Origin of the sequence: Dyadobacter sediminis (genome assembly GCF_005860765.1) — a bacterium.
GTDB classification, from domain to species: Bacteria; Bacteroidota; Bacteroidia; order Cytophagales; family Spirosomataceae; genus Dyadobacter; species Dyadobacter sediminis.
Genome location: NZ_VCEI01000031.1, coordinates 125,188 through 150,557 on the forward strand (window position 1 = coordinate 125,188; position 25,370 = coordinate 150,557).

20 protein-coding genes are annotated in these 25,370 nt (G+C 44.5%); 14 read left to right on the plus strand and 6 right to left on the minus strand.

The genetic code is table 11. The features are described 5' to 3' along the window. The first annotated feature begins 85 nt into the window (after window positions 1-85). From nuoK to FEM55_RS23690, 4 genes are read left to right on the plus strand one after another with little or no spacing between them, the layout of a single operon-like run. Window positions 86-439 carry an NADH-quinone oxidoreductase subunit NuoK gene (nuoK, locus tag FEM55_RS23675; protein ID WP_138283805.1) on the plus strand — a complete coding sequence of 118 codons (354 nt, stop codon included), beginning with the start codon at window positions 86-88 and terminating at the stop codon, window positions 437-439. A 46-nt stretch (window positions 440-485) separates the two neighbouring features. Then, entirely contained in the window at window positions 486-2,402 is a 1,917-nt protein-coding gene (gene nuoL, locus FEM55_RS23680; RefSeq protein ID WP_138283806.1) for an NADH-quinone oxidoreductase subunit L, read from the plus strand. Window positions 2,403-2,458: 56 nt separating this feature from the next. Continuing rightward, entirely contained in the window at window positions 2,459-3,907 is a 1,449-nt protein-coding gene (locus FEM55_RS23685) for a complex I subunit 4 family protein (protein ID WP_138283807.1), read from the plus strand. 8 nt (window positions 3,908-3,915) lie between these two features. Then, window positions 3,916-5,313 (plus strand): NADH-quinone oxidoreductase subunit N, encoded by a 1,398-nt coding sequence (locus FEM55_RS23690; protein WP_138283808.1) that lies wholly within the window; start codon window positions 3,916-3,918, stop codon window positions 5,311-5,313. Between the two features lie 132 nt (window positions 5,314-5,445). On the opposite strand, the gene FEM55_RS23695 is transcribed toward FEM55_RS23690, so the two are convergent. Further along, window positions 5,446-6,297 (minus strand): alpha/beta hydrolase, encoded by an 852-nt coding sequence (locus FEM55_RS23695; RefSeq protein ID WP_229209397.1) that lies wholly within the window; start codon window positions 6,295-6,297, stop codon window positions 5,446-5,448. A gap of 522 nt (window positions 6,298-6,819) precedes the next feature. Between FEM55_RS23695 and FEM55_RS23700 the strand changes: the two genes are divergently transcribed. The 5 genes from FEM55_RS23700 (at window position 6,820) to FEM55_RS23720 (ending at window position 11,488) form a co-directional block, all read left to right on the plus strand. Then, the gene (locus FEM55_RS23700) at window positions 6,820-7,593 is read left to right on the plus strand and encodes an alpha/beta fold hydrolase (RefSeq protein WP_138283810.1); all 774 of its coding nucleotides are present in this window, start codon (window positions 6,820-6,822) and stop codon (window positions 7,591-7,593) included. Window positions 7,594-7,695: 102 nt separating this feature from the next. After that, a complete protein-coding gene (locus FEM55_RS23705; protein WP_138283811.1) occupies window positions 7,696-8,367 on the plus strand; it encodes a CBS domain-containing protein in 672 nt (223 codons plus the stop codon). An 89-nt stretch (window positions 8,368-8,456) separates the two neighbouring features. Further along, on the plus strand, window positions 8,457-9,332 hold the full coding sequence (locus FEM55_RS23710) for an NAD kinase (RefSeq protein WP_138283812.1): 876 nt from the start codon (window positions 8,457-8,459) through the stop codon (window positions 9,330-9,332). A gap of 24 nt (window positions 9,333-9,356) precedes the next feature. Then, window positions 9,357-10,391 (plus strand): dipeptide epimerase, encoded by a 1,035-nt coding sequence (locus tag FEM55_RS23715; protein WP_138283813.1) that lies wholly within the window; start codon window positions 9,357-9,359, stop codon window positions 10,389-10,391. After that, entirely contained in the window at window positions 10,388-11,488 is a 1,101-nt protein-coding gene (locus FEM55_RS23720; RefSeq protein WP_138283814.1) for an aminotransferase class I/II-fold pyridoxal phosphate-dependent enzyme, read from the plus strand. The genes FEM55_RS23715 and FEM55_RS23720 overlap by 4 nt, the downstream gene beginning before the upstream one ends. Before the next feature lie 3 nt (window positions 11,489-11,491). Here the strand turns inward: FEM55_RS23720 and tatC are convergent, their stop codons facing one another. Both tatC and pdhA read right to left on the minus strand, forming a co-directional pair. Next, complete coding sequence (tatC, locus tag FEM55_RS23725) at window positions 11,492-12,361, minus strand: twin-arginine translocase subunit TatC (protein ID WP_138283815.1); 870 nt, start codon at window positions 12,359-12,361, stop codon at window positions 11,492-11,494. Window positions 12,362-12,497: 136 nt separating this feature from the next. Then, window positions 12,498-13,529, minus strand: a complete 1,032-nt coding sequence (gene pdhA / locus FEM55_RS23730; RefSeq protein WP_138283816.1) for a pyruvate dehydrogenase (acetyl-transferring) E1 component subunit alpha — start codon at window positions 13,527-13,529, stop codon at window positions 12,498-12,500. A 128-nt stretch (window positions 13,530-13,657) separates the two neighbouring features. Between pdhA and recF the strand changes: the two genes are divergently transcribed. Continuing rightward, window positions 13,658-14,749: a DNA replication/repair protein RecF gene (gene recF / locus FEM55_RS23735; RefSeq protein ID WP_138283817.1), complete on the plus strand. Its 1,092-nt coding sequence runs from the start codon at window positions 13,658-13,660 to the stop codon at window positions 14,747-14,749. A 16-nt stretch (window positions 14,750-14,765) separates the two neighbouring features. Here the strand turns inward: recF and FEM55_RS25440 are convergent, their stop codons facing one another. Beyond that, window positions 14,766-15,047, minus strand: a complete 282-nt coding sequence (locus FEM55_RS25440) for a type II toxin-antitoxin system RelE/ParE family toxin (RefSeq protein WP_138283818.1) — start codon at window positions 15,045-15,047, stop codon at window positions 14,766-14,768. Between the two features lie 310 nt (window positions 15,048-15,357). Then, window positions 15,358-16,425 (minus strand): mannose-1-phosphate guanylyltransferase, encoded by a 1,068-nt coding sequence (locus FEM55_RS23745; RefSeq protein ID WP_138283819.1) that lies wholly within the window; start codon window positions 16,423-16,425, stop codon window positions 15,358-15,360. A gap of 290 nt (window positions 16,426-16,715) precedes the next feature. Here FEM55_RS23745 and FEM55_RS23750 point away from each other — a divergent pair, with 290 nt between their 5' ends. Beyond that, window positions 16,716-19,796, plus strand: a complete 3,081-nt coding sequence (locus FEM55_RS23750; protein ID WP_138283820.1) for a carboxypeptidase-like regulatory domain-containing protein — start codon at window positions 16,716-16,718, stop codon at window positions 19,794-19,796. A gap of 5 nt (window positions 19,797-19,801) precedes the next feature. On the opposite strand, the gene upp is transcribed toward FEM55_RS23750, so the two are convergent. Further along, entirely contained in the window at window positions 19,802-20,446 is a 645-nt protein-coding gene (upp, locus tag FEM55_RS23755; RefSeq protein WP_138283821.1) for a uracil phosphoribosyltransferase, read from the minus strand. A gap of 126 nt (window positions 20,447-20,572) precedes the next feature. Here upp and FEM55_RS23760 point away from each other — a divergent pair, with 126 nt between their 5' ends. From FEM55_RS23760 to FEM55_RS23770, 3 genes are read left to right on the plus strand one after another with little or no spacing between them, the layout of a single operon-like run. Then, entirely contained in the window at window positions 20,573-22,315 is a 1,743-nt protein-coding gene (locus FEM55_RS23760; protein ID WP_138283822.1) for a capsule assembly Wzi family protein, read from the plus strand. A 15-nt stretch (window positions 22,316-22,330) separates the two neighbouring features. Continuing rightward, window positions 22,331-23,194, plus strand: a complete 864-nt coding sequence (gene nadC, locus FEM55_RS23765) for a carboxylating nicotinate-nucleotide diphosphorylase (RefSeq protein WP_138283823.1) — start codon at window positions 22,331-22,333, stop codon at window positions 23,192-23,194. A 23-nt stretch (window positions 23,195-23,217) separates the two neighbouring features. Continuing rightward, window positions 23,218-25,338 carry a ComEA family DNA-binding protein gene (locus tag FEM55_RS23770; RefSeq protein WP_138283824.1) on the plus strand — a complete coding sequence of 707 codons (2,121 nt, stop codon included), beginning with the start codon at window positions 23,218-23,220 and terminating at the stop codon, window positions 25,336-25,338. Window positions 25,339-25,370: the final 32 nt, after the last annotated feature.

Consider the following 25,370-nt stretch of genomic DNA (forward strand, 5'->3'; position numbering starts at 1 on the left):
TTTGAGTAAGTGCTATTTATGTCTATTTTTGACGAAAATGTATTTTTGATTATTTTAACCGAATATCCAAACAGGTAAACCTGATATGATTCCAAACCCTAATATTCCAGAGGTTAATATACCAGCGGTTATTCAGAATATTCCACTTCAAAGTTATCTAATTCTCAGTACTTTACTTTTTGTAATCGGCATCATTGGTGTACTGACCCGCCGCAACGCCATTATCATCTTTATGTCTGTGGAATTAATGCTTAATGCTGCCAATCTGCTGCTGATCGCATTTTCGTCCTACCGGTCAGATCCTTCCGGACAGGTTTTCGTATTTTTTATCATGGCTGTTGCCGCCGCAGAAGTGGCTGTCGGGCTGGCGATCATTGTAATGATTTACCGGAATACAAGAAATACGGATATTGGCTTTCTTAATAAACTTAAGTGGTAAGTATTTCCCGACACAAATACTCAGGATTCAAGATTAACAAATAAATATGTCTGCATCATTACTTATTCTGATCCCGCTGTTACCGCTTGTCGGTTTCCTGATCAACGGAATCGGATTCCCAAACATACCCAAAAGTGCCGTAGGTATCATTGGAACACTGGCCGTTGTAGCAAGCTTTGTTTTGTCTGTCATGACATTCAATGCATTTGTTGCATCCGGAAGTGAAACGCTGATTGTACCGCTTTTTGACTGGATAACGGTCGGAGACCTGAACATTCCCTTTTCATTTCAGATCGATCAGCTTTCTTTATTGATGCTGATGATCATTACGGGCGTCGGTTCGCTGATCCATATCTATTCCATCGGCTACATGCATCATGACGCAGGTTTCGGAAAGTTTTTTGCTTATCTGAACCTGTTTCTGTTTTTTATGCTGCTGCTTGTTCTGGGCTCCAATTATGTGATTATGTTCATCGGCTGGGAAGGCGTTGGACTGTGCTCCTATTTGCTGATCGGCTTCTGGAACAAAAATACAAACTACAACGATGCCGCCCGTAAAGCGTTTATTATGAACCGCATAGGGGATCTTGGCTTTCTGCTGGGAATCTTTACGATCATTGCCACTTTCGGTTCGGTTGAATATTCGGAAGTTTTCAGCAAAGCAACGGCTTTCAGTGTCGGTGATCCGGTAATTATCACCATTACGCTGTTTCTTTTTATCGGTGCTATGGGAAAATCGGCGCAGATTCCGCTATACACATGGCTTCCGGATGCAATGGCCGGCCCTACCCCGGTCTCGGCACTTATTCACGCAGCGACTATGGTTACGGCCGGAATTTACATGGTGATCCGTTCCAATATCCTGTATTCGCTTGCGCCTTCAACGCTGGAAATTGTCGGCATCATCGGCGGGGCAACGGCGCTTTTTGCAGCATCCATCGGCCTTTTACAGAATGACATCAAGAAAGTACTTGCCTATTCCACTGTGAGCCAGCTGGGTTATATGTTTATGGGCCTGGGCGCCATGGCTTACTCAGCTTCCATGTTTCATGTCATTACACACGCGTTCTTTAAAGCTTTGCTTTTCCTCGGAGCCGGGAGTGTGATTCATGCCATGTCCGATGAGCAGGATATTCGTCACATGGGCGGTTTAAGAAAAAAGTTGCCTGTTACATTCCTTACTTTCCTGATCGCGACCATTGCAATTTCGGGAATTCCGCCGTTTGCAGGGTTTTTCTCGAAAGACGAAATCCTGGCGCATGTATTCGAGCATAACAAACTGCTTTGGGCAATCGGTGTTCTCGGTTCCTTAATGACATCATTTTACATGTTCCGTCTGCTTTTTCTTACCTTTTTCGGAACATTCCGCGGTACGCACGAACAGGAACATCATCTGCATGAATCGCCTGCTTCCATGACTGTACCGCTGATTGTTCTGGCGGTTCTTTCAGCCGTTGGCGGGTTTATCGGTGTGCCGGCTGCACTGCACGGCTCGCATCATCTGGCCGAATTCATGAGTCCGTTGTACGAAGGTGCACGTCAGGCCAACCCGGAAGCATTTATGCCCGCAGAACTTTCCCATACCGAAGAATACATTTTAATGGGCATTTCCGTAGCCGCAGCGCTGATTTCAGCCATAGCTGCTTACGTTATGTATGTACAAAGAGGAGCTGTTCCTGCACTGGATTCGCATGAAAAATCGGGATTGGAGCGGCTGGTTTACAACAAGTATTATGTTGATGAGCTTTACAATTCCGTTTTTGTAAAACCTGTCAAAACATTATCCAATATTCTTTACAGTTTTGGTGAATTCTTTATTGATCTGATTGTAAACGGCGCTGCCCGGCTTGTCAGTTTTCTTTCCGGATTGCTGAGAAAAACCCAAACCGGCTCCACAGGTGATTACGTTTTTGCCATGGTTCTGGGCATTGCGCTTATATTGTTCTGGAAACTTTTACTTTGATCAGTATTATCAATAAAATCTGTTTGCCATTTACTGCTGACCGTTGACTTGAAAATATGCTTACTCTTCTATTGATTCTTTTACCGGTAATAGCCGCTGTCATCACCCTTTTTTCCGGGGAACGGCTGGCCAAAACAGTTGCGCTGATCGGCGGCCTTGCTACACTTGGCCTGGCCGTAGTGACGTGGCTGCAGTTTGATCCGGCTGCGGGTACGCAGTTCGGTTTTAAATACGCCTGGGTTTCATCAGGAGGGATTTCCTTTGCTGCCGGTCTGGACGGAATCAGCCTTGTGCTTGTGCTGCTTACTACTTTTCTGACACCGCTTATTGTACTTTCTGCCTTTAAGCACGATTATAAAAAACCGGCTTCTTTTTATGCTTTGATCCTTTTTATGGAAGCTGCGCTGATCGGTGTTTTCACAGCGACGGATGCGTTCCTGTTTTACCTTTTCTTTGAAGCAGCATTGATTCCCGTTTATTTTCTCGCAGCGATCTGGGGCGGAGAAAACCGGATCAAGGTTACTTTCAAGTTCTTTATCTACACCATTTTCGGAAGTTTGTTCATGATGGTGGCGCTGGTTTATCTTTATTATCAGACACCCGGAACGCATACTTCTGAAATTACGGCTTTTTACCAGCTTCAGTTGAGCCCGCAAACGCAGGGATTTATTTTCTGGGCATTCTTTATTGCTTTTGCCATCAAAATGCCTTTGTTCCCGTTCCATACCTGGCAGCCGGATACTTACACGGAATCGCCGACTGCGGCCACGATGCTGCTTTCCGGGATTATGCTTAAAATGGGTGTTTACGGATTGATCCGCTTTCTGCTACCGATTGTTCCCCAAGGAATGGAAAGCTGGGGCCTGATGGCCATGATCCTTTCTGTAATCGGCATTATTTACGGTTCCATCATTGCCATTCAGCAAAGTGACATGAAACGCCTTATCGCCTATTCTTCCTTTGCACACGTCGGACTGATGGCTGCGGGTGTTTTTTCTTATTCTGTAAATGGCCTGCAAGGTGCTTTGATCCAGATGCTTGCACACGGAATCAATGTAATCGGATTGTTTTTTATCATTGATATTATTTATTCCCGTACCAAAACGAGGTTTCTCGATCAGCTTGGCGGTATATCGCAAAGTACGCCGCATCTGAGCATCTATTTCATGATCCTGTTGCTTGGAAGCGTTGCACTGCCTTTAACCAACGGATTCGTAGGTGAATTTCTGCTGCTGTCCAGCGTGTTCCATTACGATGGCTGGCTGGGAGCCATTGCAGGTTTGACCATCATTTTAGGCTCTGTTTATATGCTGCGGCTTTTTCAGAAATCCATGTTCGGGCCGAGATCCAAATGGGTGGAAGGATTTCAGGACCTTACGGCAAGCGAAAGCGCCGTATTGCTGCCGCTTGTCATCATGGTTTTCTGGATCGGAATTTATCCCAATACATTTCTGAAATTAACCGAGCCTGCTGTAAGTCAGCTTTTACAACTGGTAAATAACTAAGTAAAAATATGTATCCCATTATATTGCTGTCTGTTCTTGGTGTCGTTACCCTTTTTCTGGGCTTTTCGAAATCCAAGAATATCCTTCTTCCTGCAACGCTTCTGTTTCTTATCATTGCGTTAATCGGAAATTTCATTGAATGGAACAAAGGGCCGTTGCTGTATTTTTACGATATGTTCCGGGTCGATAACCTTACATTGTCCTTTAACGGCATCATTCTGCTTTCTGCTTTCATGATTGTGGCTATTTCAGGCGGGTTTCAGGATAACGCCGATTCCGAGCCGGCGGAATATTATGGCCTGATGCTGTTTTCGCTTGTCGGGGCCATGATGATGATCGGCTTTGAACATATGATCATGCTTTTTATCGGTGTGGAAATTTTGTCCGTTGCCATGTATGTGCTTACAGGAAGCAACAAACGCAATCTTCGTTCCAATGAAGCTGCATTGAAATACTTTCTGATGGGAGCTTTTGCGACCGGTTTTATGCTGTTCGGCATGACATTGCTTTACGGCGCAACGGGGTCTTTTGAGCTCAGCCAGATTCAGGGTTTTGCTTCCAATATGCAGCCAGGCTCGCAGTCTTACATTTTATACGCCGGCTTGCTGCTGCTGCTGATCGGAATGCTGTTTAAAGTATCTGCGGCTCCGTTCCATTTCTGGACGCCGGACGTTTACGAAGGCGCACCGACGATTTTTACGACATTTATGTCAACGATCGTAAAAACGGCCGGTTTTGCAGCTCTATTCCGCTTGCTGAATACTTCCTTTACAAACATTTACAGCTTCTGGTGGATTATTATTGCACTTATCGCAGTCCTTACGCTGCTTGTCGGGAACATTGGAGCAACCAGCCAGAACAGCTTCAAGAGAATGCTTGCTTACTCGGGTATTTCGCATGCCGGCTATTTACTGATTGCTTTGACAGCACTTTCCAGACCGTCGGAAAACGCGATTGTATTTTACTCTCTTGCTTATTCCCTTTCTACAATCTGCGCATTTGGCGTTCTGATGCTTGTTTCGAAAGAAAAGACGATTGAAGGTCAGCCAAACGAACACTATGACGCATTTAACGGCCTGGCAAAACAGAATCCTGTACTTGCATTTGTGCTGGCTGTTTCCATGCTTTCTCTTGCCGGAATTCCATTGACAGCAGGTTTCTGGGGTAAATTCTTCATTTTCACCAGTGCTGCCGAAAGAGGCATAATGTGGATTACCGTAATTGCAGTGTTGATGTCGACAGTCGGGATTTACTATTATTTCCGTGTCATCATTGCTTCTTATTTAAGAGAAGGAAATATGATCAAAATCCGGATTGCTCCGTTTTATCAGGTGATACTGCTCATAGCAACTTTTCTTACGATTCTGTTCGGCCTGGCTCCGGGCATTTTTGACAACCTGATTTAAGCATCTGAATCGATATTTGAAAAAAGAGCTGTACGTTTTTACAGCTCTTTTTTTTGCTTCCGGTTAAAAAAGGATCTGTTTGCTGAAACTTGCCGTTCCGGAATGTTCCATGTTTCAGACCCGCATTTGTGATTACTTGCTGTCCGGCAGCCACCGATTGCTCTGCATCCATTGCAGGCAACGACCAAACCATTCCTGAAAAGCAGGTGTTTTCAAATACCCGTGTTCACCTTTGGAATAAATGTGCATGTCTGCCGGTACTCCGTGTGTGTTCAGTGCTTCGTAAAATTTAATGCTGTTGGATACCGGAACAACCGTATCGTCACCGGCATGCGTCAGAAAAGTCGGAGGTGTTTTTTTACTCACCTGCAGTTCATTTGAGAAGTACTTGATGTTTTCTGCAGAAGGCGTCTTGCCCAGTAAATTGGTGCCTGAACCTTTGTGCCCGATTTTGTCCGACAAACTGATAACCGGATAAACAAGTATCATAAAATCCGGCCTTAAACTGGTTTTACGTGGATTTTCTATAAAAGTGCTGTCATAATGCGTTCCTGCGGTAGATGCCAGGTGCCCGCCTGCCGAGAAGCCCATAATTCCGATCTTGTCAGGATTGATTTTCCATTCACCCGCACGTTCCCGAACGGTTTTGATGGCTTGCTGCGCGTCCTGCAAAGGCCCGATAGACTGGTCTTTCATGATGCGGGCATCCGGAAGGCGGTATTTCAGAATAAAAGCGGCAATGCCTGATTTGTTCAGTTCTTTTGCAATTCTGTATCCTTCATAATCCATTACAAGCACGCCGTATCCTCCGCCCGGACACACGATTACAGAAGTTCCGTTTGCCTTTTCCGGTTCGGGCAAATAGACAGCAAGTGTGGGTTTCGAGACGTTCCTGATAATATCATCCTTGTTCGTTTCCTGATCCGGAGCATGGACGGAACTGGGAATTTGGGAAGAGTAAAGCGGAATTTCCGTTTGTGCCAATGCATTCAGAGCTAAGCACAGAAAGTAAATTATTAAAGTTACAGGGTTTGCAGATTTCAATACGAAATTCATAATTGTAGTATTTATTTTAATATTTTTCTAATCTTATAAATATAATTCCTGAATTAATTTTGGTTACACTTGATAATCAGTTAATTTAAGATGAGTAAAACAAGAAGTATGGCAATGAAATGGCAGCTATATGGTAGCTAACAGAATGAAGTTCAACGATGCCTGAATATACCTGTACCCCATACGTTTAATAACAAAAATGCCGGTACTGGTGCCGGGCCAAATTGTATCTTTTAATGTCATTAATCATATTATGTTATTATTAATATAATATTTACAAGAAATTAAAATCCGGTAAATGATGTTAAATCCGTATTCAACGAAAAAAATAATTAGTTTTGCAGGGTATAAAAATCATGCATTTGTTTCTTTAATGCGTTATAGGATAGGTTGAACTCTTTTTCTGTTTTTCAACTTCGTAATCATTATCAATCCACCACAGTATACAGAATGAAATTTACAGTACATGCAGAAGGCCGGTTTCAGTTTATCGACGAGGGAAAAGGCGAAACTTTACTGCTTTTGCATGGCCTTTTCGGAGCATTAAGCAATTGGGACGGCATTATTGAGCATTTTTCCGATCGTTACCGCATTATAATTCCCTTGCTGCCAATCTATGAACTGCCGCCGCGCGAAGCCGGCCTGGAAGCTCTTCTGGCCTTTCTTGAAGATTTTGTACGTTTTAAGGAACTCAGCAATGTGACCGTAATCGGTAATTCGCTTGGCGGACATATCGGCCTGCTTTACACCCTTAAAAACCAGAGTAACGTACACAAGCTAGTGCTGACGGGAAGTTCAGGGCTGTTTGAAAATTCCATGGGCGGGTCTTTCCCAAAGCGCGGAAGCTACGATTATATCAAGGAACGCGTGGCCTATACCTTTTACAATCCGGAAGTTGCAACAAAAGACCTCGTGGATGAAGTTTTTGAAACGACGTCCAGCATTCCCAAATGCATGAGTATTGTAGGCATCGCCAAATCCGCGCAGCGGCATAACCTTGCCAAAGACCTGCATGAGATAAATGTTCCTACGCTGCTCGTCTGGGGCCTGAATGATACCATAACGCCACCACATGTCGGTTACGAATTCAATCGTCTGATTGCCGGCTCGGAGTTATATTTTATCGATAAATGCTCGCATGCGCCTATGATGGAACATCCGCGTGAATTTAATGTTATACTTGAGCGTTTTCTTGAAAAGCATATTTCCGTTCAGGTTTTGTAAACTTAAGAAAACAAAATCCGCTTACTCTGAATGAAATTTCTTTTGATACGAAAGTTGACACATATATAGTTTTTTTATAGCTTCGAAAAAAGACATTCCGCTATGCTTGCAGCAACACTGATCAATCCTATGATTCCCGTCCTTAAACTTACCGATCCGGTAAGTATGGCACTGGACTGGATGGACGAATTCAGTGTGAAGCAGCTGGTTGTTGCAGATTCAGGCGTTTATCAGGGAATTGTTTCGGAAGATATTCTTTACGACGTTGCCGACAGTTCTGATTCCCTTTCCAAAATCATTATTCAGCACAAGGATATTTTTGCATCTGAAGACCAGCATCCTTATGAACTTTTACGGCTTGTCAACCAGTTTGGACTGTTAATTATCCCGGTTCTTTATGAAGACCGTACTTTCGCAGGCAGCATTCTTGTCAATGATCTGGTTGAACACTTTGTCAATGAATTGGGTGTGCAGGAAAAAGGGGCTGTAATCGTGCTGAAAATTGCTGAACGAAGCTATTCTCTTTCGGAAATCAGCCGGCTTATCGAATCCAACGGTACTAAAATCCTCAGCAGTTACTATTCGTCGGGAGAAACCTATAATCCTGCCAACGAAGCCCGGCTTACCCTGAAACTCAACCGCACGCACATTACGCCGGTTATTGCCACGCTGGAACGCTTTGGTTACGAGATTGAAGAAGCCCATGCCAATGATCCGATCGAGAGTGTGGATCAGGAGCGGCTGGATATGCTTTTGAGATATCTTGCAACCTGATTCTTCGCTTCTGTAAATGCCGCTGCCTTTGAATCGGCATATTTGTCACGTATCTTTCGGAAGAATCAAGATGATCTACTTTTTCTTCCATGAAAATAGCAATTCACGGACGTAACTTTAATGAGTCCGCCCGCCCGTTTATTGAAAACATGTTCAATGAACTGTCCCGACGGAATGTTGAAGTTCAGCTCTCCAAACCATTTCGTGCGTTTCTGGATCAGATCGGAATTCCGCATTACTCGGAACTGGTTTATGACAAGCCCGCAGAACTTTTCCAGGCAGACGAGGTAATCAGTATGGGCGGCGACGGAACTTTGCTGGAAACCGTTTCCCATATCGGAAAAAGACAGATTCCTGTTATTGGTATTAATGTAGGACGGCTTGGATTTCTGGCTACTGTTTCTCCGGAACGCATTTCGGACCTCATCAATTCACTGGAAAATGATCAGTACCGGATTGACGAAAGAACACTGGTCACACTGGAATCCAATACGGATGTTTTTGACGGCCTGAATTTCGGCCTGAATGATTTCACGATCACAAAGACAGACACTTCTTCCATGATTACCGTCCATACGTATCTGAACGACGAATTTCTGAATTCCTACTGGGCCGACGGATTGATTGTTTCCACACCGACCGGATCGACAGGATATTCGCTGAGCTGCGGCGGCCCGGTTCTTGTTCCGCATTCCCAAAATTTCATTATTACCCCGATCAGCCCGCATAATCTTAACGTAAGGCCGCTGGTCGTTGAAGATACGGCCGTGATCAAGCTGGAAGTAAAGAGCAGAAGCAACAATTTCCTGATTTCTCTCGATGCGCGGTCGCTTATCGTCGATGAAAACACACAGCTCACAATCCGGAAAGCAGATTTTACAGCCAGACTGATCAAAATGTTTGATGACAGCTTTCTGAATACCTTGCGCAGTAAACTTTCATGGGGCCTGGACATGCGCAATTAAATACATCCGGTAAATAGCAAATCAATGCAGCTGATCCTTCACACCTTCAACCTGGAACTTAAACATACGTTCACCATTGCACATGATTCCCGGGATGTGCAGCCCACATTGATTGCAGAGCTTACGGACGGCGAATACAGCGGCTACGGCGAGGCTACCTCTAATCCATACTACGGCATTACGATTGGCAATATGGTTCAAGCACTGGAAAATGTCAGAGACATTGTTGAAAGGGGATCGTATGCAAGTGCCGAAGAATTGTGGGATAAAGTGCATCCAATGCTTCAATCCAATTCCTTTGCACAATGTGCACTGGATGAAGCTGCACATGACTATTTTGCCAAAAAGAAAGGTCAGAAGCTATATCAAAGCTGGGGATTGTCCATTGAAAATAATGTGCTCACAAACTTTACAATTGGCATTGATACTGTCGAAAAGATGGTTTCCAAGATGAAAGAGCTTCCATGGCCTGTTTATAAAATCAAATTAGGCACCAACGAAGATCTTCGTATAGTGAAAGAATTGCGGCAGCATACTGATGCACTGTTTCGTGTAGATGCCAATTGTGCATGGACAGCGGAGCAAACCATTCAGATTGCCCCTGAACTGAAAAAGCTGGATGTGGAATTTATCGAGCAGCCACTTGCCGCTGACGATAATGAAGGAATGAAACTGGTTTATGCCGAAAGCGCACTTCCGGTAATTGCAGACGAAAGCTGTATTGTTGAAAGTGATGTAAAAAATTGCCATGGCTTTTTTCATGGCGTCAATATAAAGCTTACCAAATGTGGCGGCCCGACTGCCGCCAGAAGAATGATTTCCGAAGCCAGAAGCCTTGAAATGAAAACCATGATCGGCTGCATGACCGAATCCAGTGTCGGAATTTCCGCCATTGCACATCTTTTGCCTTTGCTCGACTATGTTGACATGGATGGCACTTTACTGATTAAAAATGATCCGGCGTCCGGCGTTAATTTTGATTTTGGAAAAGTAATTTATGTTAGCGAAAACGGAAGCGGAGCCTGCCTGAAAAACCGAGTTCCGGCAATTTTACAGTGAGCATTTACAAAACAAATACTCTTCCCGGAAGAACTGTAATTACTGCTGCAGAAGAGAAATTTCTTTGGTTTAGCGGTACGGATTATCTAGGAATGGGCCATAACGAAGCATTTCGTACATTCCTGAAAGATGGTCTGGAAAATTATGGAAACCATTTTGGAAGTTCACGCAACAACACGCTCCAATTAAATGTTTACGATGAAGCAGAAGGACTGTTTGCTGCATTTACAGGATCTCCTTCTGCATTGATTGTTTCTTCGGGAATGTGGGCCGGACAACTGGTTATGAAAGAAATAGAAAATCTGGTTCATAGCAGGTCAGAAACGGAACGGATCAAATATCATTATGCGCCGCGTGTACATCCGGCTTTGTGGGGTAATTATTTTAAGCCTGAAACTGCAAGCTGGAAAAATTGGGCTTATGACGTTGTGCAGGAAATCAATAACAGCACTACAAGAACAGCACATGTAATTTGTACGGATGCAACAGGCTCGCCCATGGTCGAGGAATTTGATTTTTCCATTTTTAACGTACTTCCTCCTTCACAAAATACATGGCTGATTGTCGATGAATCGCATGCACTTGGAATTACCGGAGATGACGGACGCGGCTTCTGGAAAAGTCTGGACCGTATTTCAGGTATTAATAAAATTATTCTTTCTTCATTAAACAAAGCATTGGGCATTCCGGGCGGAGTCATTCTGAGCAATAAGCTTACAATCAATCAATTGCGGCGTTCTCCGTGGTTTGCAGGTGCCTCTCCGCCTGCTCCGGCTTACATGCATGCTTTGAAAATGATGCTGAATACATTGCTTTATGCAAAGCTTCATTCCGATTTAATCCAGAATATCAGGTACTTTGAACAAAAACTTTCTGCAGGCAAGTTGTTTGAAAGCATTCACAATTATCCTGTTTTTTGCAGCAAGAACCTCGCTTTGTTTGATCATTTGCTCGAAAATAAAATAATGGCAAGCTGCTTTTCTTACCCGATGCCGACCGATGCACCTGTAACACGCATAGTTATAAGCGCCCTGCACCAAAAAGAAGACCTCGACAAATTAGCCGAGGTCTGTAAATTGTTCATTAGTCTGGGTTAATTGTTACAGTTCTGTATTTCCAAGTTTGGCAAGCCGTTGTTCTTCCCTGAGCTTTTCTCTTTCCACTTTTGCAGAAACCAGAATACTGACTTCAAAGAGCAGGAAAAGCGGAATGGCAACAAGAATCTGGCTGTAAATATCAGGCGAAGGCGTAATAACAGCCGCTACGATCAGAATGACGATCATTGAATGCTTTCTGTATTCCCGCATAAATGCCGGAGTCAACACGCCTACTTTTGAAAGTACAAACACGACTACGGGCAACTGAAATGCAATGCCGCATGCCAGTGTAAGCGTAGCAACAAGGGATATGTAAGATGCCAGGCTGAACTCGTTGATAATGGATTCATCCAGCGTGTAATTAGCTAAAAAGTTCATCGCCAGAGGCGTAACGATAAAGTATCCGAAAAATACCCCTGAAAAGAAAAGGAACGTTACATAAAATACAGCTCCGCTTGCAGACTTTCTTTCAGCTGGTCTAAGTCCTGGCTTGATAAACCGCCATACTTCCCAGAAAGCATACGGAAAAGCAAAAACGAGCCCGGCAATTACAGAAGAAGTCATACTCATTGTAAACTGGTCCCCTACGCCAATGGCCTGCAACTTGAAATTAAGCGCTTTTATACAAAGTTCATCGTAACCTACTTTATCTGCCAGCTTGCAAAGCATTCTGTAAGTCCAGAAATCCGGCTTTGCAGGAGCAATAATGACGTAATGATAAATTTCTTTAATATAAATAAAGGACAGAATTGCAAATACCAGTATGGAGCCTGCTGCGCGGATAACGTGCCATCTTAACTCTTCCAGATGCCCGATAAATGACATCTCTTTTCCTTCATCTTCTTCGTTATCAAATTCCTGATCCAAGGACATATTATTAATAATTACTGAAACTCAATCTACGTAAAAAAGTAAAAACAGGATCATTCCCTGTTTGTCAATGGCCGAATTTACTTAAAAAACCCGTCGAAATGATCCGGCGGGTTTTTTTAAATTGGTTTATATCTGATCAGTCCATCACAAACGGATAATCGTTCTCCACATACACATCGGTGTAAGCTTCTTTGGGATCCGGAAATTCGGATTCCTCGGCAAACTGAACAGATTCAGCAACGATATCCTTTACTTTCTTATCAATGTTTTCCAGTTCTTCTTCCGTCGCCAGATTATTGGAAAGGATTACAGCACGGATCTGCTCGATCGGGTCGCGGTGCTTGTATTCTTCCACTTCTTCCTTTGAACGGTATTTCTGCGGATCCGACATGGAATGTCCGCGATAACGGTACGTACGGAATTCAAGGAATGTAGGACCTTCTCCGTTGCGTGCACGTTCGGCAGCGCGGGAAACAGCTTCGTGAATTGCTTCCACACTCATGCCGTCCACAGGTTCGGAAGGAATATCATAAGCTTCGCCCATGGTGTAAAGCTCGGTAACATTGGAAGTCCTTGCAACCGAAGTTCCCATGGCGTAACCGTTATTTTCCACAACAAAAATCACAGGAAGTTTCCAGGTCATGGCCATGTTCAATGCTTCGTGAAAAGCACCCTGGCGAATGGCTCCGTCGCCAAAATAACAAATACAAAGATTTCCTGTCTTGTTATATTTCTCAGCAAATGCAATTCCGGCGCCCAATGGAATTTGTGCGCCTACGATTCCATGTCCTCCGACAAAGTTATTCTCTTTATCAAAAATGTGCATGGAACCGCCTTTTCCTTTGGTTGTTCCTGTTTTCTTGCCGTAAAGTTCAGCCATAATCGCTTTCGGATCGGTACCCAGCGCAAGCGGAATGCCGTGATCACGATAAGCCGTTATATACTTGTCACCTTTCTTTAAAGCTGAAACCGCTCCTGATGAGCAGGCTTCCTGCCCGATATACAAGTGGCAAAAACCCCGGATTTTCTGTTGGCCGTAAAGCTGGCCGGATTTTTCTTCAAAACGTCGTTGTAAAAGCATACTTTCGAACCAGAACATATATTGTTCCTTCGGATGCTGCAACTTTTGAGGCGCTGATGCTTCCATATTTTCAGTAACGGTGGCCATGTATTTGGTTCTCGTTTATAAAGACAGAACTTTGTCTTAAAGTTAGTGGTTTGAACAGAGTCTGTTTTTTGCCGTACTCACGCAAATGATTTGCGAAAATAAGCATAAACTAAATAACAAAGAAGTTCATGTGGTTAGAAAAGCTTCACCTTACATACTTTAAAAGCTATGAAGAGAAAGCCTTTACCTTCGGGGAACGTGTAAATTGCCTCATCGGTGAGAACGGAAGCGGTAAAACCAACCTGCTGGATGCCATTTACTTTCTTACACTTACCAAAAGCGCCTTTCACAATCAGGATGCGCTGGGCATCCGGCATGCCAATGATTTTTTTGTGCTGGACGGAATATTCCATGAATCCGGCAAAAACATCCAGATCACATGCAGCTTTCAGCGCGGCCAGCGCAAGGTTTTTATGGCCGACAAGAAGAACTATGAAAGACTGAGCGATCATATCGGCCTTTTTCCGCTTGTACTGATCGAACCCAATGATACGGATCTGATCCGGGACGGAAGCGAGGAACGGAGACGGTTTTTCGACGGTGTTCTGGCGCAGGCTGCGCCCGGCTACCTCAGCGACTTTTTACATTACAACAAAATCCTTTCGCAGCGCAACGGACTGCTGAAACTGTTTGCGGAACGCAATTACCTTGACGAAGATCTGCTGGAAACCTATAACGAGCCGCTCATTATATTATCTCAGCGTATTTACGAACACCGGAGTGAATTCATGAAGCGGTTTGTACCTATTTTCTATAAATATTATGAATTCCTGAGCAGCGGAAACGAGCAGGTCGATGTCATTTACGAAAGTGAAGTGGCTGATCCGAACTTTCCGGCCGGGTTCCGCAAAAACCGGAGCAAAGATCTTCATGCGCAGCGTACAGGCAAGGGCGTTCACAAGGATGAGTATATTTTTGAAATAGACGGCGTTACGTTGAGAAAATTTGGTTCGCAGGGACAGCAGAAATCGTTTCTGATTGCGCTGAAACTTGCCCAGTTTGAACTTTTGAAAGAAGAAAAGGAAAAAACGCCGATACTGCTTCTGGACGATATTTTTGACAAACTCGACGACCGCCGCATACACAAGCTGATCGAACTGATTGATACGGGCTTTCTAGGACAGGTTTTCATTACAGACGCACGCCCGGAACGTTCACAACGGATTCTGGAAAATGTAAAAGCCGATGTCCGCTTTTTTGAGATTAAGAAAGTGGTGTAAAAAGTCCGGATTTGGTCTAAGTGAAACGTTTGCAATCCAGAACGTTAAGCACAACCTCGGAATTATCGATTACAGTGTAAAAAAGAATATGATGTTTACCAACTGTCAGTTTCCTCACAGAAGACAATATTGAACGTTGCATGCCTATAAAAGGAAACATTTCCAGCTTGCCTAAACTTGACTGTAGTTCGTCAGTGAATCTTTCAGCAACTGTCTCTCCCAAGATATCATAAATGTAGGAGACCATTTCATGATAATTATCCTTGGCAATCTCTGTCCATTTTATTTTGTAAACCACTTTTTGGTCTCTTTTATGATTTCTTCATTGGACAGTAACTTATTTTGTCCAGCCTGAATCAGAGACTCGTTTAAAGATTTTAGTAATTCGGGGGAAGCAGTATCGATATGATTTGAATGCTGCTGCTAAATAAATACACGGATTGAAGACAGCAGATCCTCCATCCATGCAGCGTCCATTTCATTCACAAGACGGATTACTTCCGATTTTAATTCGACTGATGACATCTTTGAAATAATTGTTTGAACACTTAACAAATTTAAAAAAATAAGAGAAAGCTGCACAGAGAATGTGCAGCTTTGCATACAGTCTAAACGAACCTGCTGTTTACTTCTTTTGCATCCGCGACAAACTCTTTTACTCTTTGTTCATCCTCTTTTTTGCAGATCAGCAGAACGCCGTCATATTCGGCTACGATAAAACCGTCGAGGCCATTGATGACAACCAGCTTATCCTTCGGTGTTTTGATAATGGAATTAGCTGTATCGTAAAGGATTACATTGCCGTCAGTAACGTTCATATGCTCATCTTTTTCCGATACTTCATAAAGCGATTTCCATGTTCCGAGGTCCGACCAGCCGAAATTGCTTAAAACCACATGCACATTATCCGCTTTTTCCATAATGCCGTTATCAATGGAAATGCTGCCGCAATGCTGGTATGCGCGCTGAACAAACATATCTTCCGTTTCCAGGTAATAATGCGTGTTGCCTTCTTCAAATATTTCCGCAGTATATGGCTGAAATCTCTTCAGTGCCTTTTTGAATGCATTTATATTCCAGACAAATATGCCCGCATTCCATACGAAATCCCCGCTGTCCAGAAACTGCATGGCCAGTTCCAGATGCGGCTTTTCGGTAAATGACTTTACTTTTTTTACGGTCAGCTTGTCGGGAATGTACTGAATGTAGCCGTAACCCGTATCGGGCCGGCTTGGCTGAATGCCCAGCGTCACCAGAATATCCTCGTTCCGCGTTGCGCCCAAAGCCACTTTGATCGTATCCCGGAAAACGTCCTCTTTCAGAATAATATGATCAGCAGGAGCTACAACAACGTTGGCGTTGGGGTTTCTGGATGCGATTTTATAGCAGGCATAAGCAATGCAGGGTGCTGTGTTCCTGCGGTTCGGTTCCAGCAATATCTGTTTGTCATTCAGGAACGGAACCTGTTCCTTTACAATATCTCTATATTCCAGACTTGTAACGATGTATATGTTTTCTACCGGACAAACACCGTGAAATCTCTCAACAGTTTGCTGTAAAAGCGTTTTCCCCGTTCCCAATACATCATGAAACTGCTTTGGAAAATGGGTCCTGCTGAAAGGCCAGAATCTTGTGCCGACTCCGCCGGCCATAATGATAACAAAGGTATCCTGCATTGTGAAAGGCAATTTATATTCAAACTATAAAATCTGTTCAAATCTAAGGATAAAGAGCCACTTATGCCCGGTTCAAACCGCTTGTTGCAAGCAGGGAATGAGCCTGCGGAAAGCTGCAAAGCATAAGGATCTATCTTTTAAAATACTTATACTAAGCGGAATGCACAAGCTGACATCCATAAAACAGACGCGTTAAATAAGTAATATTTCAAGAAAAAATAGAATATAAAATTTAATATTTAATCTTTATAACTTTATACAATATTGCTAAAATCTTTCCTCATAATTCTATGAAATACACTTCTACTATTATAAGAATCTGTCTGTCGGTCTTGCTTGTTGTTGCCGGTAACCGGGCATTTTCCCAGATTGTAATCGAAGGAAACGTAACGGAATCCGTCACGGGCGAGCCGCTTGCAGGCGTAAGTCTGCAGGTGAAGGGAAAAGTAGCCGGAACCATAACGGACAATAAAGGAAAATTCAGCCTGAGCACCACTTCGGAGCCGCCGTTTGTCATTGCCGTTTCGTCAGTCGGGTTTCAGACGCAGGAAATCCAGATTACAGGCGGATTGTCGAACCTAAGTATAAAGCTGGTTGAACAGGCCGTTTTGGGAAAAGAACTGGTCGTTTCCGCATCCAGAATCGAAGAAAGCGTTATGAAATCGCCTGTCGCCATTGAAAAGATGGACATCAGAGGAATCCGGGAAACGGCTTCGCCCAATTTTTACGATGCACTCGCCAACCTGAAAGGCATCGACTTTGCAACGCAGGGTGTTTTGTTCAAATCGGTCAACATGCGCGGATTCGGAAGTACCGGAAATACACGTACCGTACAAATGATCGACGGAATGGATAATCAGGCGCCCGGGCTGAATTTTGCACTGGACAATATGATCGGGATGTCGGAACTGGACGTTGAGAGCGTGGAAGTACTGCCCGGCGCAGCTTCGGCACTTTACGGCCCGAATGCCATCAACGGCCTGATCCTGATGAACAGCAAGAGTCCGTTTTTGTATCAGGGATTAAGTGCGAACGTAAAAAGCGGCGTTATGCATGAATCCAGCCGCTCCAAGGCAACTACGCCATTTGTGGAAGGTACAATCCGTTATGCCAAAGCATTCAATAATAAGCTTGCGTTCAAGGCAAATCTGTCTTATGTAACAGCAAAAGACTGGGAAGCAAACAATTATACCAATCTCAACGTTGGCGGAAACGGCGACCCGAACCGCGGCGCAGGAACAGACCTTGATTATGACGGGGTAAATATTTACGGCGATGAAATCCAGACAAACATCAATTCCGTGGCAAGAACACTGGCTGCAAACGGGATCATTCCGCAGCAGGCCGTAGGGCTGGTTCCGAGTACGTTCGTAAGCCGTACAGGTTACAGAGAAAAAGACCTTGTGGATTACAACACGAAAAGTTTAAAGGCCAATGCGGCCGTTCATTACCGGATCAATGAAAAAGTTGAAGCGGTTGCACAAGTAAACTACGGCTACGGAACGACCGTTTATACCGGCACAGGGCGTTATTCGCTAAGGAATTTCAATTTAACACAAGCCAAGCTTGAACTGCGCGGCGATAATTTCACGCTGCGTGCCTACACAACGCAGGAACGTTCCGGAAAATCGTATTTGTCCGGCCTTGCAGCCGTTTCCATGCTCAACGAGGCTAAACCCAACAGTACATGGTTTGGACAATATGTGGGCGCATTTGCAACGGCGCGGGGTTCCGGCGTTCCGGAAGCAGAAGCGCACATTGCCGCCCGCCAGTTTGCGGATAAAGACATGCCGATGCCGGGCACTGCTGCATTCAACGATTTGCTGAACAAATACCGGAACACAGCCATCGTCAACGGCGGCGGAGGCTTTGCGGATAAAACCAACCTTTATCATATAGAAGGTTTTTACAATTTCAAAAATGAAGTCCGGTTTGTTGAACTGCTTGCAGGCGCCAATTACAGGTTGTATCAGCTGCGTTCGGCGGGAACTTTGTTTGCCGATACAAAAGAAGGAAGGGACGGCGTTATCCCGATTAATGAATATGGTGCTTTTGTTCAGGCAGGAAAAAACCTGCTTTCCAATCACCTGAAACTGACCGGATCTGTCAGGTATGATAAAAACGAAAACTTTGACGGACAGTTTACACCGCGTATTTCAGCCGTAACATCTTTCGGCGAGCACAATATCCGCTTGTCTTATCAGACCGGTTTTCGCATTCCGACTACACAAAATCAATATATTGACCTGAAAACGCCGGCCGGAACGCTGATCGGCGGCCTTCCTGAATTTGATGAACGTTATAATCTTTCCAAAGGGATTTTAAGACAGAATCTATCCGAAGAATCCATCCGAAATGCCATAGCAAGCGATCCTTCTATTCTGGAAAGTGCAACGAATTATGCCAAAGCAGCCGTTACACAGCAGGCCACGGTTGCCATTACGCAGGCAGTTACCGCGCAGGTTACACAAGCAGTAAACCAGGCTGTTGCAGCCGGCCAAATCCCGAACCAGCCTGCAGCGATCCAGGCCGCCATTACTGCCGGTGTAAACCAGAACCTTCCCGGCGTTCTGGCCTCGCAGCTTCCGGGTATTCTGGCGGCTCAGGTTCCCGGCCTTGTTCCCGATCTTGCCAAGGCGTATGCACTGGAAAAGATGCCCAAATACAAAGCGACCAAGTTAAAACCGGAACGGATTGCTTCTTACGAAATCGGTTATAAAGGCGTAATTGCCAAAAAGCTGTTTGTGGATGCTTATTATTATGTGAGTAAATACAGAAATTTTCTGGGCGGTTCGGTGATTGTAGTGCCCACCGCAGCTGCGGCGCCGGGATTGCCTGTAGAATCCGGAATCGGCGTGGGCAGTTACAATGCCTATTCCAGAACGGTGAACACATCGGAAACAATCACCACGCGCGGGTTTGCGCTCGGACTGAACTACGCATTTCCAAGAGGTTTTAACGCAGGCGGCAATGTTGCAAACAACGAACTGACGGATTTCAAACCTTCCGCAGAAGTGCAATATTCACAGTTCAACACGCCTAAATACCGTTATAACCTGAATTTCGGAAAAAGGATTACAAGTACGGGCTCTTTCGGGTTTAATGTTGCCTATCGTTATCAGCAGGCATTTCTTTGGGAATCAAGCTTTATGGTGCCGACCTCAACGGACGCGCCGTTATTTTCAAACACAATGGTTCCGGCAATAAGCAATCTGGATGCACAGGTGAGTTTGAAAGTTTCGTCCATCAAATCCATTCTGAAAATTGGCGGGACGAACCTTTTCGGAAAATCGTACTTTCAGGCATACGGAAGCGCCCATGTCGGTTCAACGTATTATGTTTCCATTACGTTTGATGAACTGCTGAACTAGAGATTTTATTTTTCACCGTAAGCCAGGTCGCCGGCATCGCCGAGGCCCGGCACGATGTAATATTGTTCGTTCAGTTTCTGATCCACGGCGCCCAGCCATAAACGGCAGTGCGGAATTCTTTTCTGGAGAAACTCCACGCCTTCGGGACTGGCGATAACGGATGCAATATGTGTTTGAGAAGGAATCCCGAAACGCAGCAGCGCATGATATACTTTTTCCAGCGAACGGCCGGTTGCCAGCATCGGATCGATAAGGATCAGTATTTTTCCTGTCAGGTCCGGGCTGGTGATGTAATCCATTTCTACTTCAAATTCATCTTCATCATTGATATGATGGCCGCGGTAGGCGCCAATAAAAGCATTGTCTGCTTTGTCAAAGAGATTCAGAAAACCCTGATGCAGAGGAAGTCCGGCACGTAAAATCGTAGCAAGAACCACGGGCTGCAATAAAGACCTTGAAGAAGCCTGCCCCAAAGGGGTTGCAACTCTTTCTGTTTTAAAGGTAAGTGTCTTGGAAAGTTCATAAGCCAGCAACTCTCCTATCCGCTCCATGTTCCTCCGGAACCGCATCCGGTCATTCTGACAATTCACATCACGCAATTCAGCCAGATAATGGTCGGCGATAGAAGGTTTCTGGGTAAGTAAAAACATAGGGATGACAGTATTTTAAACTACTTCATGCAAGATAATACAAATTCATTGACGTAATTTGGAACAGTGATTCGAAAAATTTCGGGCAAATGCCTGAGTTATGTGTCCAGTAGAAATTTTTTGCCTATGTATCAAGGAATTATCCGTCTTTCCCAAATACTGTTGATAACACTGACATCCTTGTCGTACGTACATGCGCAAAGCTCTTTTATTCCGCTTAATGATGATTATTACCATTTGATTGACCGGCTGGAGATCAAACGCGGCAAGCTGACCGAAGGTTTTCACTCCAATGTAAAACCTTTTGAAAGAAAAGCAGTTGTCGCATTAACCGACTCCATTCTTAAGGAAGGTACGGTTGATCTCACCAAACGGGACTGGGAAACAATTGATTATCTTAGAGAGGACAGCTGGGAATGGGCCGATAACATGGTTGCTACCGACTCGCTGCAATACAGCCGTCTTGGAAGGCTGGGCTGGTTCAAATCGCCGCCTCCCGGAGAAAAAAGGAAATTTTTTGAACATCCGGCAGACCTGTACAGCATTCACAACAAGGACTTTGACCTTCATTTCAATTTTACAACGACCAACTTCATCGGTCAGGATCAGAATCCGGACAGTACTTCCAACTTGTGGTTTACAGGCAGAGGTGTCGAAATCAGGGGAATGATCAATGAAAAACTGGGATTTTACACGTACGTAGCCGATAATCAGGGCCGCTTTCCGGCATATGTAAATGATTTCAAGCCGCAGTACAGCTTTCCCGGCGAAGGACTTGCCAAGGTAACGAGGAACAATGGCGTCGATTTTTTATCTGCACGCGGTTACATCACATTTCGTCCGCTAAGAAGTGTGAACGTCCGTTTTGGCCATGACTATAATGTATTCGGCAGCGGATACCGTTCGATGATTTTATCCAATAACAGCAGCCCGTACTTGTTTTTAAGACTGGATACGCAGCTTGGACGGTTTCATTATACAAATCTCTGGACAAGCATGATCAATTCGGATGATCAGTCGTGGAAGGAAGGATTAAGAGGCAAAAAATTTGCGGCAATTCACCATCTAAGCGTAAATCTCGGCGATCGCGTCAACATCGGCGTTTTTGAGGCGGAAGTTTTCAACCGTGATTCGGTCGGCGGCGGTTATGACCTGAATTATCTCAATCCGATCATTTTTTACAGATATGTGGAATCCTACATCGGAAGTCAGGACAATGCCATTCTGGGCTTTGATTTTCGCTGGCTGATCGGTAAAAAAGCTTCGCTTTACAGTCAGTTCGTTCTGGACGAATTTCTTACCAAATTTCTTTTTAACGGAAGTAAATCCTGGACCAACAAATACAGTCTTCAGGTAGGAGCCAAATATGTGGATGCATTCGGAATTCCCAATTTGGACCTGCAGGCGGAGTATAACATGGCGCGGCCTTATACTTACTCGCACAAAGACGGCGGAAGAAACTACATGCATTACGGACAGGCACTCGCGCATCCGCTCGGCGCCAACTTTAAGGAATATATTGGCATTCTGCGTTATAAATTATCTGCACGCCTTTCTGCTTACGGAACCGTGATGTATGCAGAAAAAGGAAATGATCCTTTCGGCAGCAATAGCAATTTCGGCGGAAATATTGCAAAGAGCTACGAAACACGCTATGGCGACCTGAATCAGAAAATTCTTCAGGGAATCAAGGCTACGACTACTTATACCGACTTGCGGCTCAGCTTTTCTCTGGCACACAATTTATTTCTCGACGGACGTTATCTGATGAGAAAAGTCAAATCCGCAGAAACAAGGACTTCAGCCGATGCCAACGTGTTCTCTTTTGCCATCAGATACAACATGGCATACAGGCAGCAAACTTTTTGAATTTACTTTTTTATTATGGAAACTAACCCGCACGAACTCCGCGATCTGATCCGGCTTGCACTGCTGGAAGACATCGGCGATGGCGATCATTCTTCCCTTTCCTCCGTACCCGAAAATGCAAAGAACCGCGCAAAATTACTTGTCAAGCAGGACGGGATTCTGGCCGGTGTGGATGTCGCATTGATTATTCTGGAAGAAACAGCAGCTTACTATAATGATCCGCCGCTTGCAATAGATGTGTTACTTTCTGACGGAACTTCCGTCAAAAGCGGAGATATCGTATTTACGGTAGCTGGAAATGCAAGGCTGATACTGAAAGCTGAGCGCCTGGTGCTGAACATGATGCAGCGTATGAGCGGGATTGCCACTTATACAAATCAGATGCTGAAACTGATCGGCGATTTGCCTGTCAAGTTGCTGGATACCCGTAAAACCACGCCCAATTTCAGGCTTTTTGAAAAAAAGGCAGTGAAAATAGGCGGAGCGGTCAATCACCGAATGGGCCTTTATGATATGATTATGCTGAAAGATAATCATGTGGATTATGCCGGCGGCATTGAAGCAGCCATTACGAATGCCAGAAAATACCTTGAAAGAACCGGGAAAAACCTGAAGATAGAAATCGAGACCCGGAACCTGAACGAAGTGGACGAAGTACTGCGGATCGGACAAGTGGATATCATCATGCTGGATAATTTTTCCATTGAAGATATGCGCGAGGCGGTGAAACGGATCGGCGGCCGCTTTGAAACGGAGGCTTCGGGAAATATTAATGAGAAAACGATCCGTGCTGTGGCAGAAACGGGTGTTACCGGCATTTCAAGCGGTGCATTGACGCATCAGGCGAGAAGTCTGGATCTGAGTTTGAAAGCCTTCTGATCTTTAACCAAAATATAGAGCGTATGCTTATATTTTATAAAAATGCATACGCTTTAAAAATATTTTGCTGTAACCCTGCATGTGCAGGATTTTACAGTCTGGTTACTTTCCTTTTTCTTGTGCCTGCACGCATGTTTGGTCAGGAGCCTCCGCGCATGGAAATGGACATTAATTCGTTTATCCAAAACCTTTTTCCGGATCCTTCCGAAGACACCGACTATTCGGACCTTTATGAATCCCTGTTTCAGCTTTACGCCAATCCGCTGGATCTGAATTCCGTAACACATGACGAGCTGGCTTCTTTATTGATCCTTTCCGATATTCAGCTGCAATCATTCTTTTTATACCGCGAGAAACTGGGGCCGTTGCTTTCGCTTTATGAACTGCAGGCCATTCCGGAATTTGACCTGGCAACCATTTACCGGCTGCTTCCGTTTGTAACCGTTCAGCCGCGCATGCTTTCCTTGCATGAATCGCTTAAAAACCCCACGCAGCATTTTCTGATGCTGCGTTCCGGAAAGTTGCTGGAAAAACAAAAAGGCTATTTACCCGCCAGTTCCGCTTCTTCTTCGCGGTATCAGGGAAAATCGTACAATGGCTATCTGAAATACCGGAATTCCCGCGCCGGATCTTACAGTTTTGGTCTGACAATGGAGAAAGATGCCGGTGAAAAACTATGGCTGTGGAACGGAAAACGCCAGATTTTCGGTAGTGATTTTACTTCATTCCATATTCAGATGATGAACCGGAGAAAATTGAAAAATCTCATCATCGGCGATTTTCAGATGCAGGCCGGGCAAGGTCTGGTCATGGCCGCCGGATTTTCGCTCGGAAAAGGTTCGGAAGTAATCAGAACAGGTTACAGAAGTACGTTGGGGTTAAAACCGTATACATCCGTGCTGGAAGCCAATTTCTTTCGCGGAATAGCAGTCACTGTTTTACCGGGAAAAAATACGGAGCTTTCTGCTTTTTATTCCTTTGTCAAACGAGATGCAACAGAGGACAACCTTCCGGACGGGCCTGACAAAATCGTTGCTTCTTCATTGCCTTTAACGGGTTATCACCGTACGCCGGCCGAGCAAAAAAAGCACAACAACCTTTCCGAGCAGAATGCAGGCATGCATTTGCTGTACAAAATGCCTTCGCAAAACGGACAGATCGGTGCGACGATGCTTTACACTTTTTACAGCATGACGATCAGGAAACGGGATGCTGCCTACAATCGTTATGAATTTACAGGAAAACGGAATCTGATTATCGGCGTACATGGTGATTATCGCTGGCAGAATTTTCATTTTTTCGGAGAAGGTGCAAGGTCGCAAAGCGGCGGGCTGGGCGCAGTCGGCGGAATGATAGCAGGTTTGGGAAAGAAACTGGATCTTACGCTTCTTGCCCGGCATTACGATAAGCATTTTCATGCATTTTACGGAAATTCGTTTGGTGAAGGTTCGCGCCCGATCAATGAAACCGGCGTATATGCCGGACTGAAATACGCTCCGAACAGACGCTGGCAGTTCAGTGCTTTCTATGACCTTTTCCGGTTTCCGTGGCTGAAATATCAGGTTGATTCTCCGTCCCGCGGACAGGATTATTACGTGCATGCACTTTGGAAGCCAAGCAAGAAATTCAATGCTTACGCGCTTTTTCATGAAAAAAGAAAACAAAAAAACCAGCCCGGAAATCATGCTTCCAAACTTCCGCTTGCGACAACTGTTCACCATACAGCCATGATCAATATTGAATATGATTTTCCGCTGCTTTTTTCATTGCGAACACGTTTGCAGAGCGGCAGTCTGAATTACATTAAAATTTCAAAGGGTTTTACGGTTTTACAGGATATCAGCTGGCATTTCCGGAAAATGGAACTGAGCGCCAGAATGGCTTATTTTCATACAGACGATTACGACAGCCGGCAATATGTTTACGAAAAAGACATGCTTTATGCATTTTCAATTCCTGCGTATTATGATACCGGAACAAGGCATTATATGATGGTCCGATACAATCTTGACAAACATTTGAAACTATGGGTACGATGGTCGCAAACAAGGTATTCGCATCTGGATAAAATCAGTTCGGGGCTCAACGAAATTGAAGGAAATAAACGAAGTGAAATAAAAATGCAGATGATGTATCAGTTTTGACCTGCTATTTTTGTTCATCTGTAAGCAATAAC

Coding starts and splice junctions, on each gene's coding strand:
- FEM55_RS23705 (WP_138283811.1), top strand. CDS start 7,696: ATGCTTGCAGCAACACTGATCAATCCTATGATTCCCGTCCTTAAACTT.
- FEM55_RS23715 (WP_138283813.1), top strand. CDS start 9,357: ATGCAGCTGATCCTTCACACCTTCAACCTGGAACTTAAACATACGTTC.
- nuoL (WP_138283806.1), top strand. CDS start 486: ATGTCTGCATCATTACTTATTCTGATCCCGCTGTTACCGCTTGTCGGT.
- pdhA (WP_138283816.1), bottom strand. CDS start 13,529: ATGGCCACCGTTACTGAAAATATGGAAGCATCAGCGCCTCAAAAGTTG.
- nadC (WP_138283823.1), top strand. CDS start 22,331: ATGGAAACTAACCCGCACGAACTCCGCGATCTGATCCGGCTTGCACTG.
- nuoK (WP_138283805.1), top strand. CDS start 86: ATGATTCCAAACCCTAATATTCCAGAGGTTAATATACCAGCGGTTATT.
- recF (WP_138283817.1), top strand. CDS start 13,658: ATGTGGTTAGAAAAGCTTCACCTTACATACTTTAAAAGCTATGAAGAG.
- FEM55_RS23690 (WP_138283808.1), top strand. CDS start 3,916: ATGTATCCCATTATATTGCTGTCTGTTCTTGGTGTCGTTACCCTTTTT.
- FEM55_RS23770 (WP_138283824.1), top strand. CDS start 23,218: ATGCTTATATTTTATAAAAATGCATACGCTTTAAAAATATTTTGCTGT.
- FEM55_RS23760 (WP_138283822.1), top strand. CDS start 20,573: ATGTATCAAGGAATTATCCGTCTTTCCCAAATACTGTTGATAACACTG.
- FEM55_RS23750 (WP_138283820.1), top strand. CDS start 16,716: ATGAAATACACTTCTACTATTATAAGAATCTGTCTGTCGGTCTTGCTT.
- tatC (WP_138283815.1), bottom strand. CDS start 12,361: ATGTCCTTGGATCAGGAATTTGATAACGAAGAAGATGAAGGAAAAGAG.
- FEM55_RS23745 (WP_138283819.1), bottom strand. CDS start 16,425: ATGCAGGATACCTTTGTTATCATTATGGCCGGCGGAGTCGGCACAAGA.
- FEM55_RS23710 (WP_138283812.1), top strand. CDS start 8,457: ATGAAAATAGCAATTCACGGACGTAACTTTAATGAGTCCGCCCGCCCG.
- upp (WP_138283821.1), bottom strand. CDS start 20,446: ATGTTTTTACTTACCCAGAAACCTTCTATCGCCGACCATTATCTGGCT.
- FEM55_RS23700 (WP_138283810.1), top strand. CDS start 6,820: ATGAAATTTACAGTACATGCAGAAGGCCGGTTTCAGTTTATCGACGAG.
- FEM55_RS23685 (WP_138283807.1), top strand. CDS start 2,459: ATGCTTACTCTTCTATTGATTCTTTTACCGGTAATAGCCGCTGTCATC.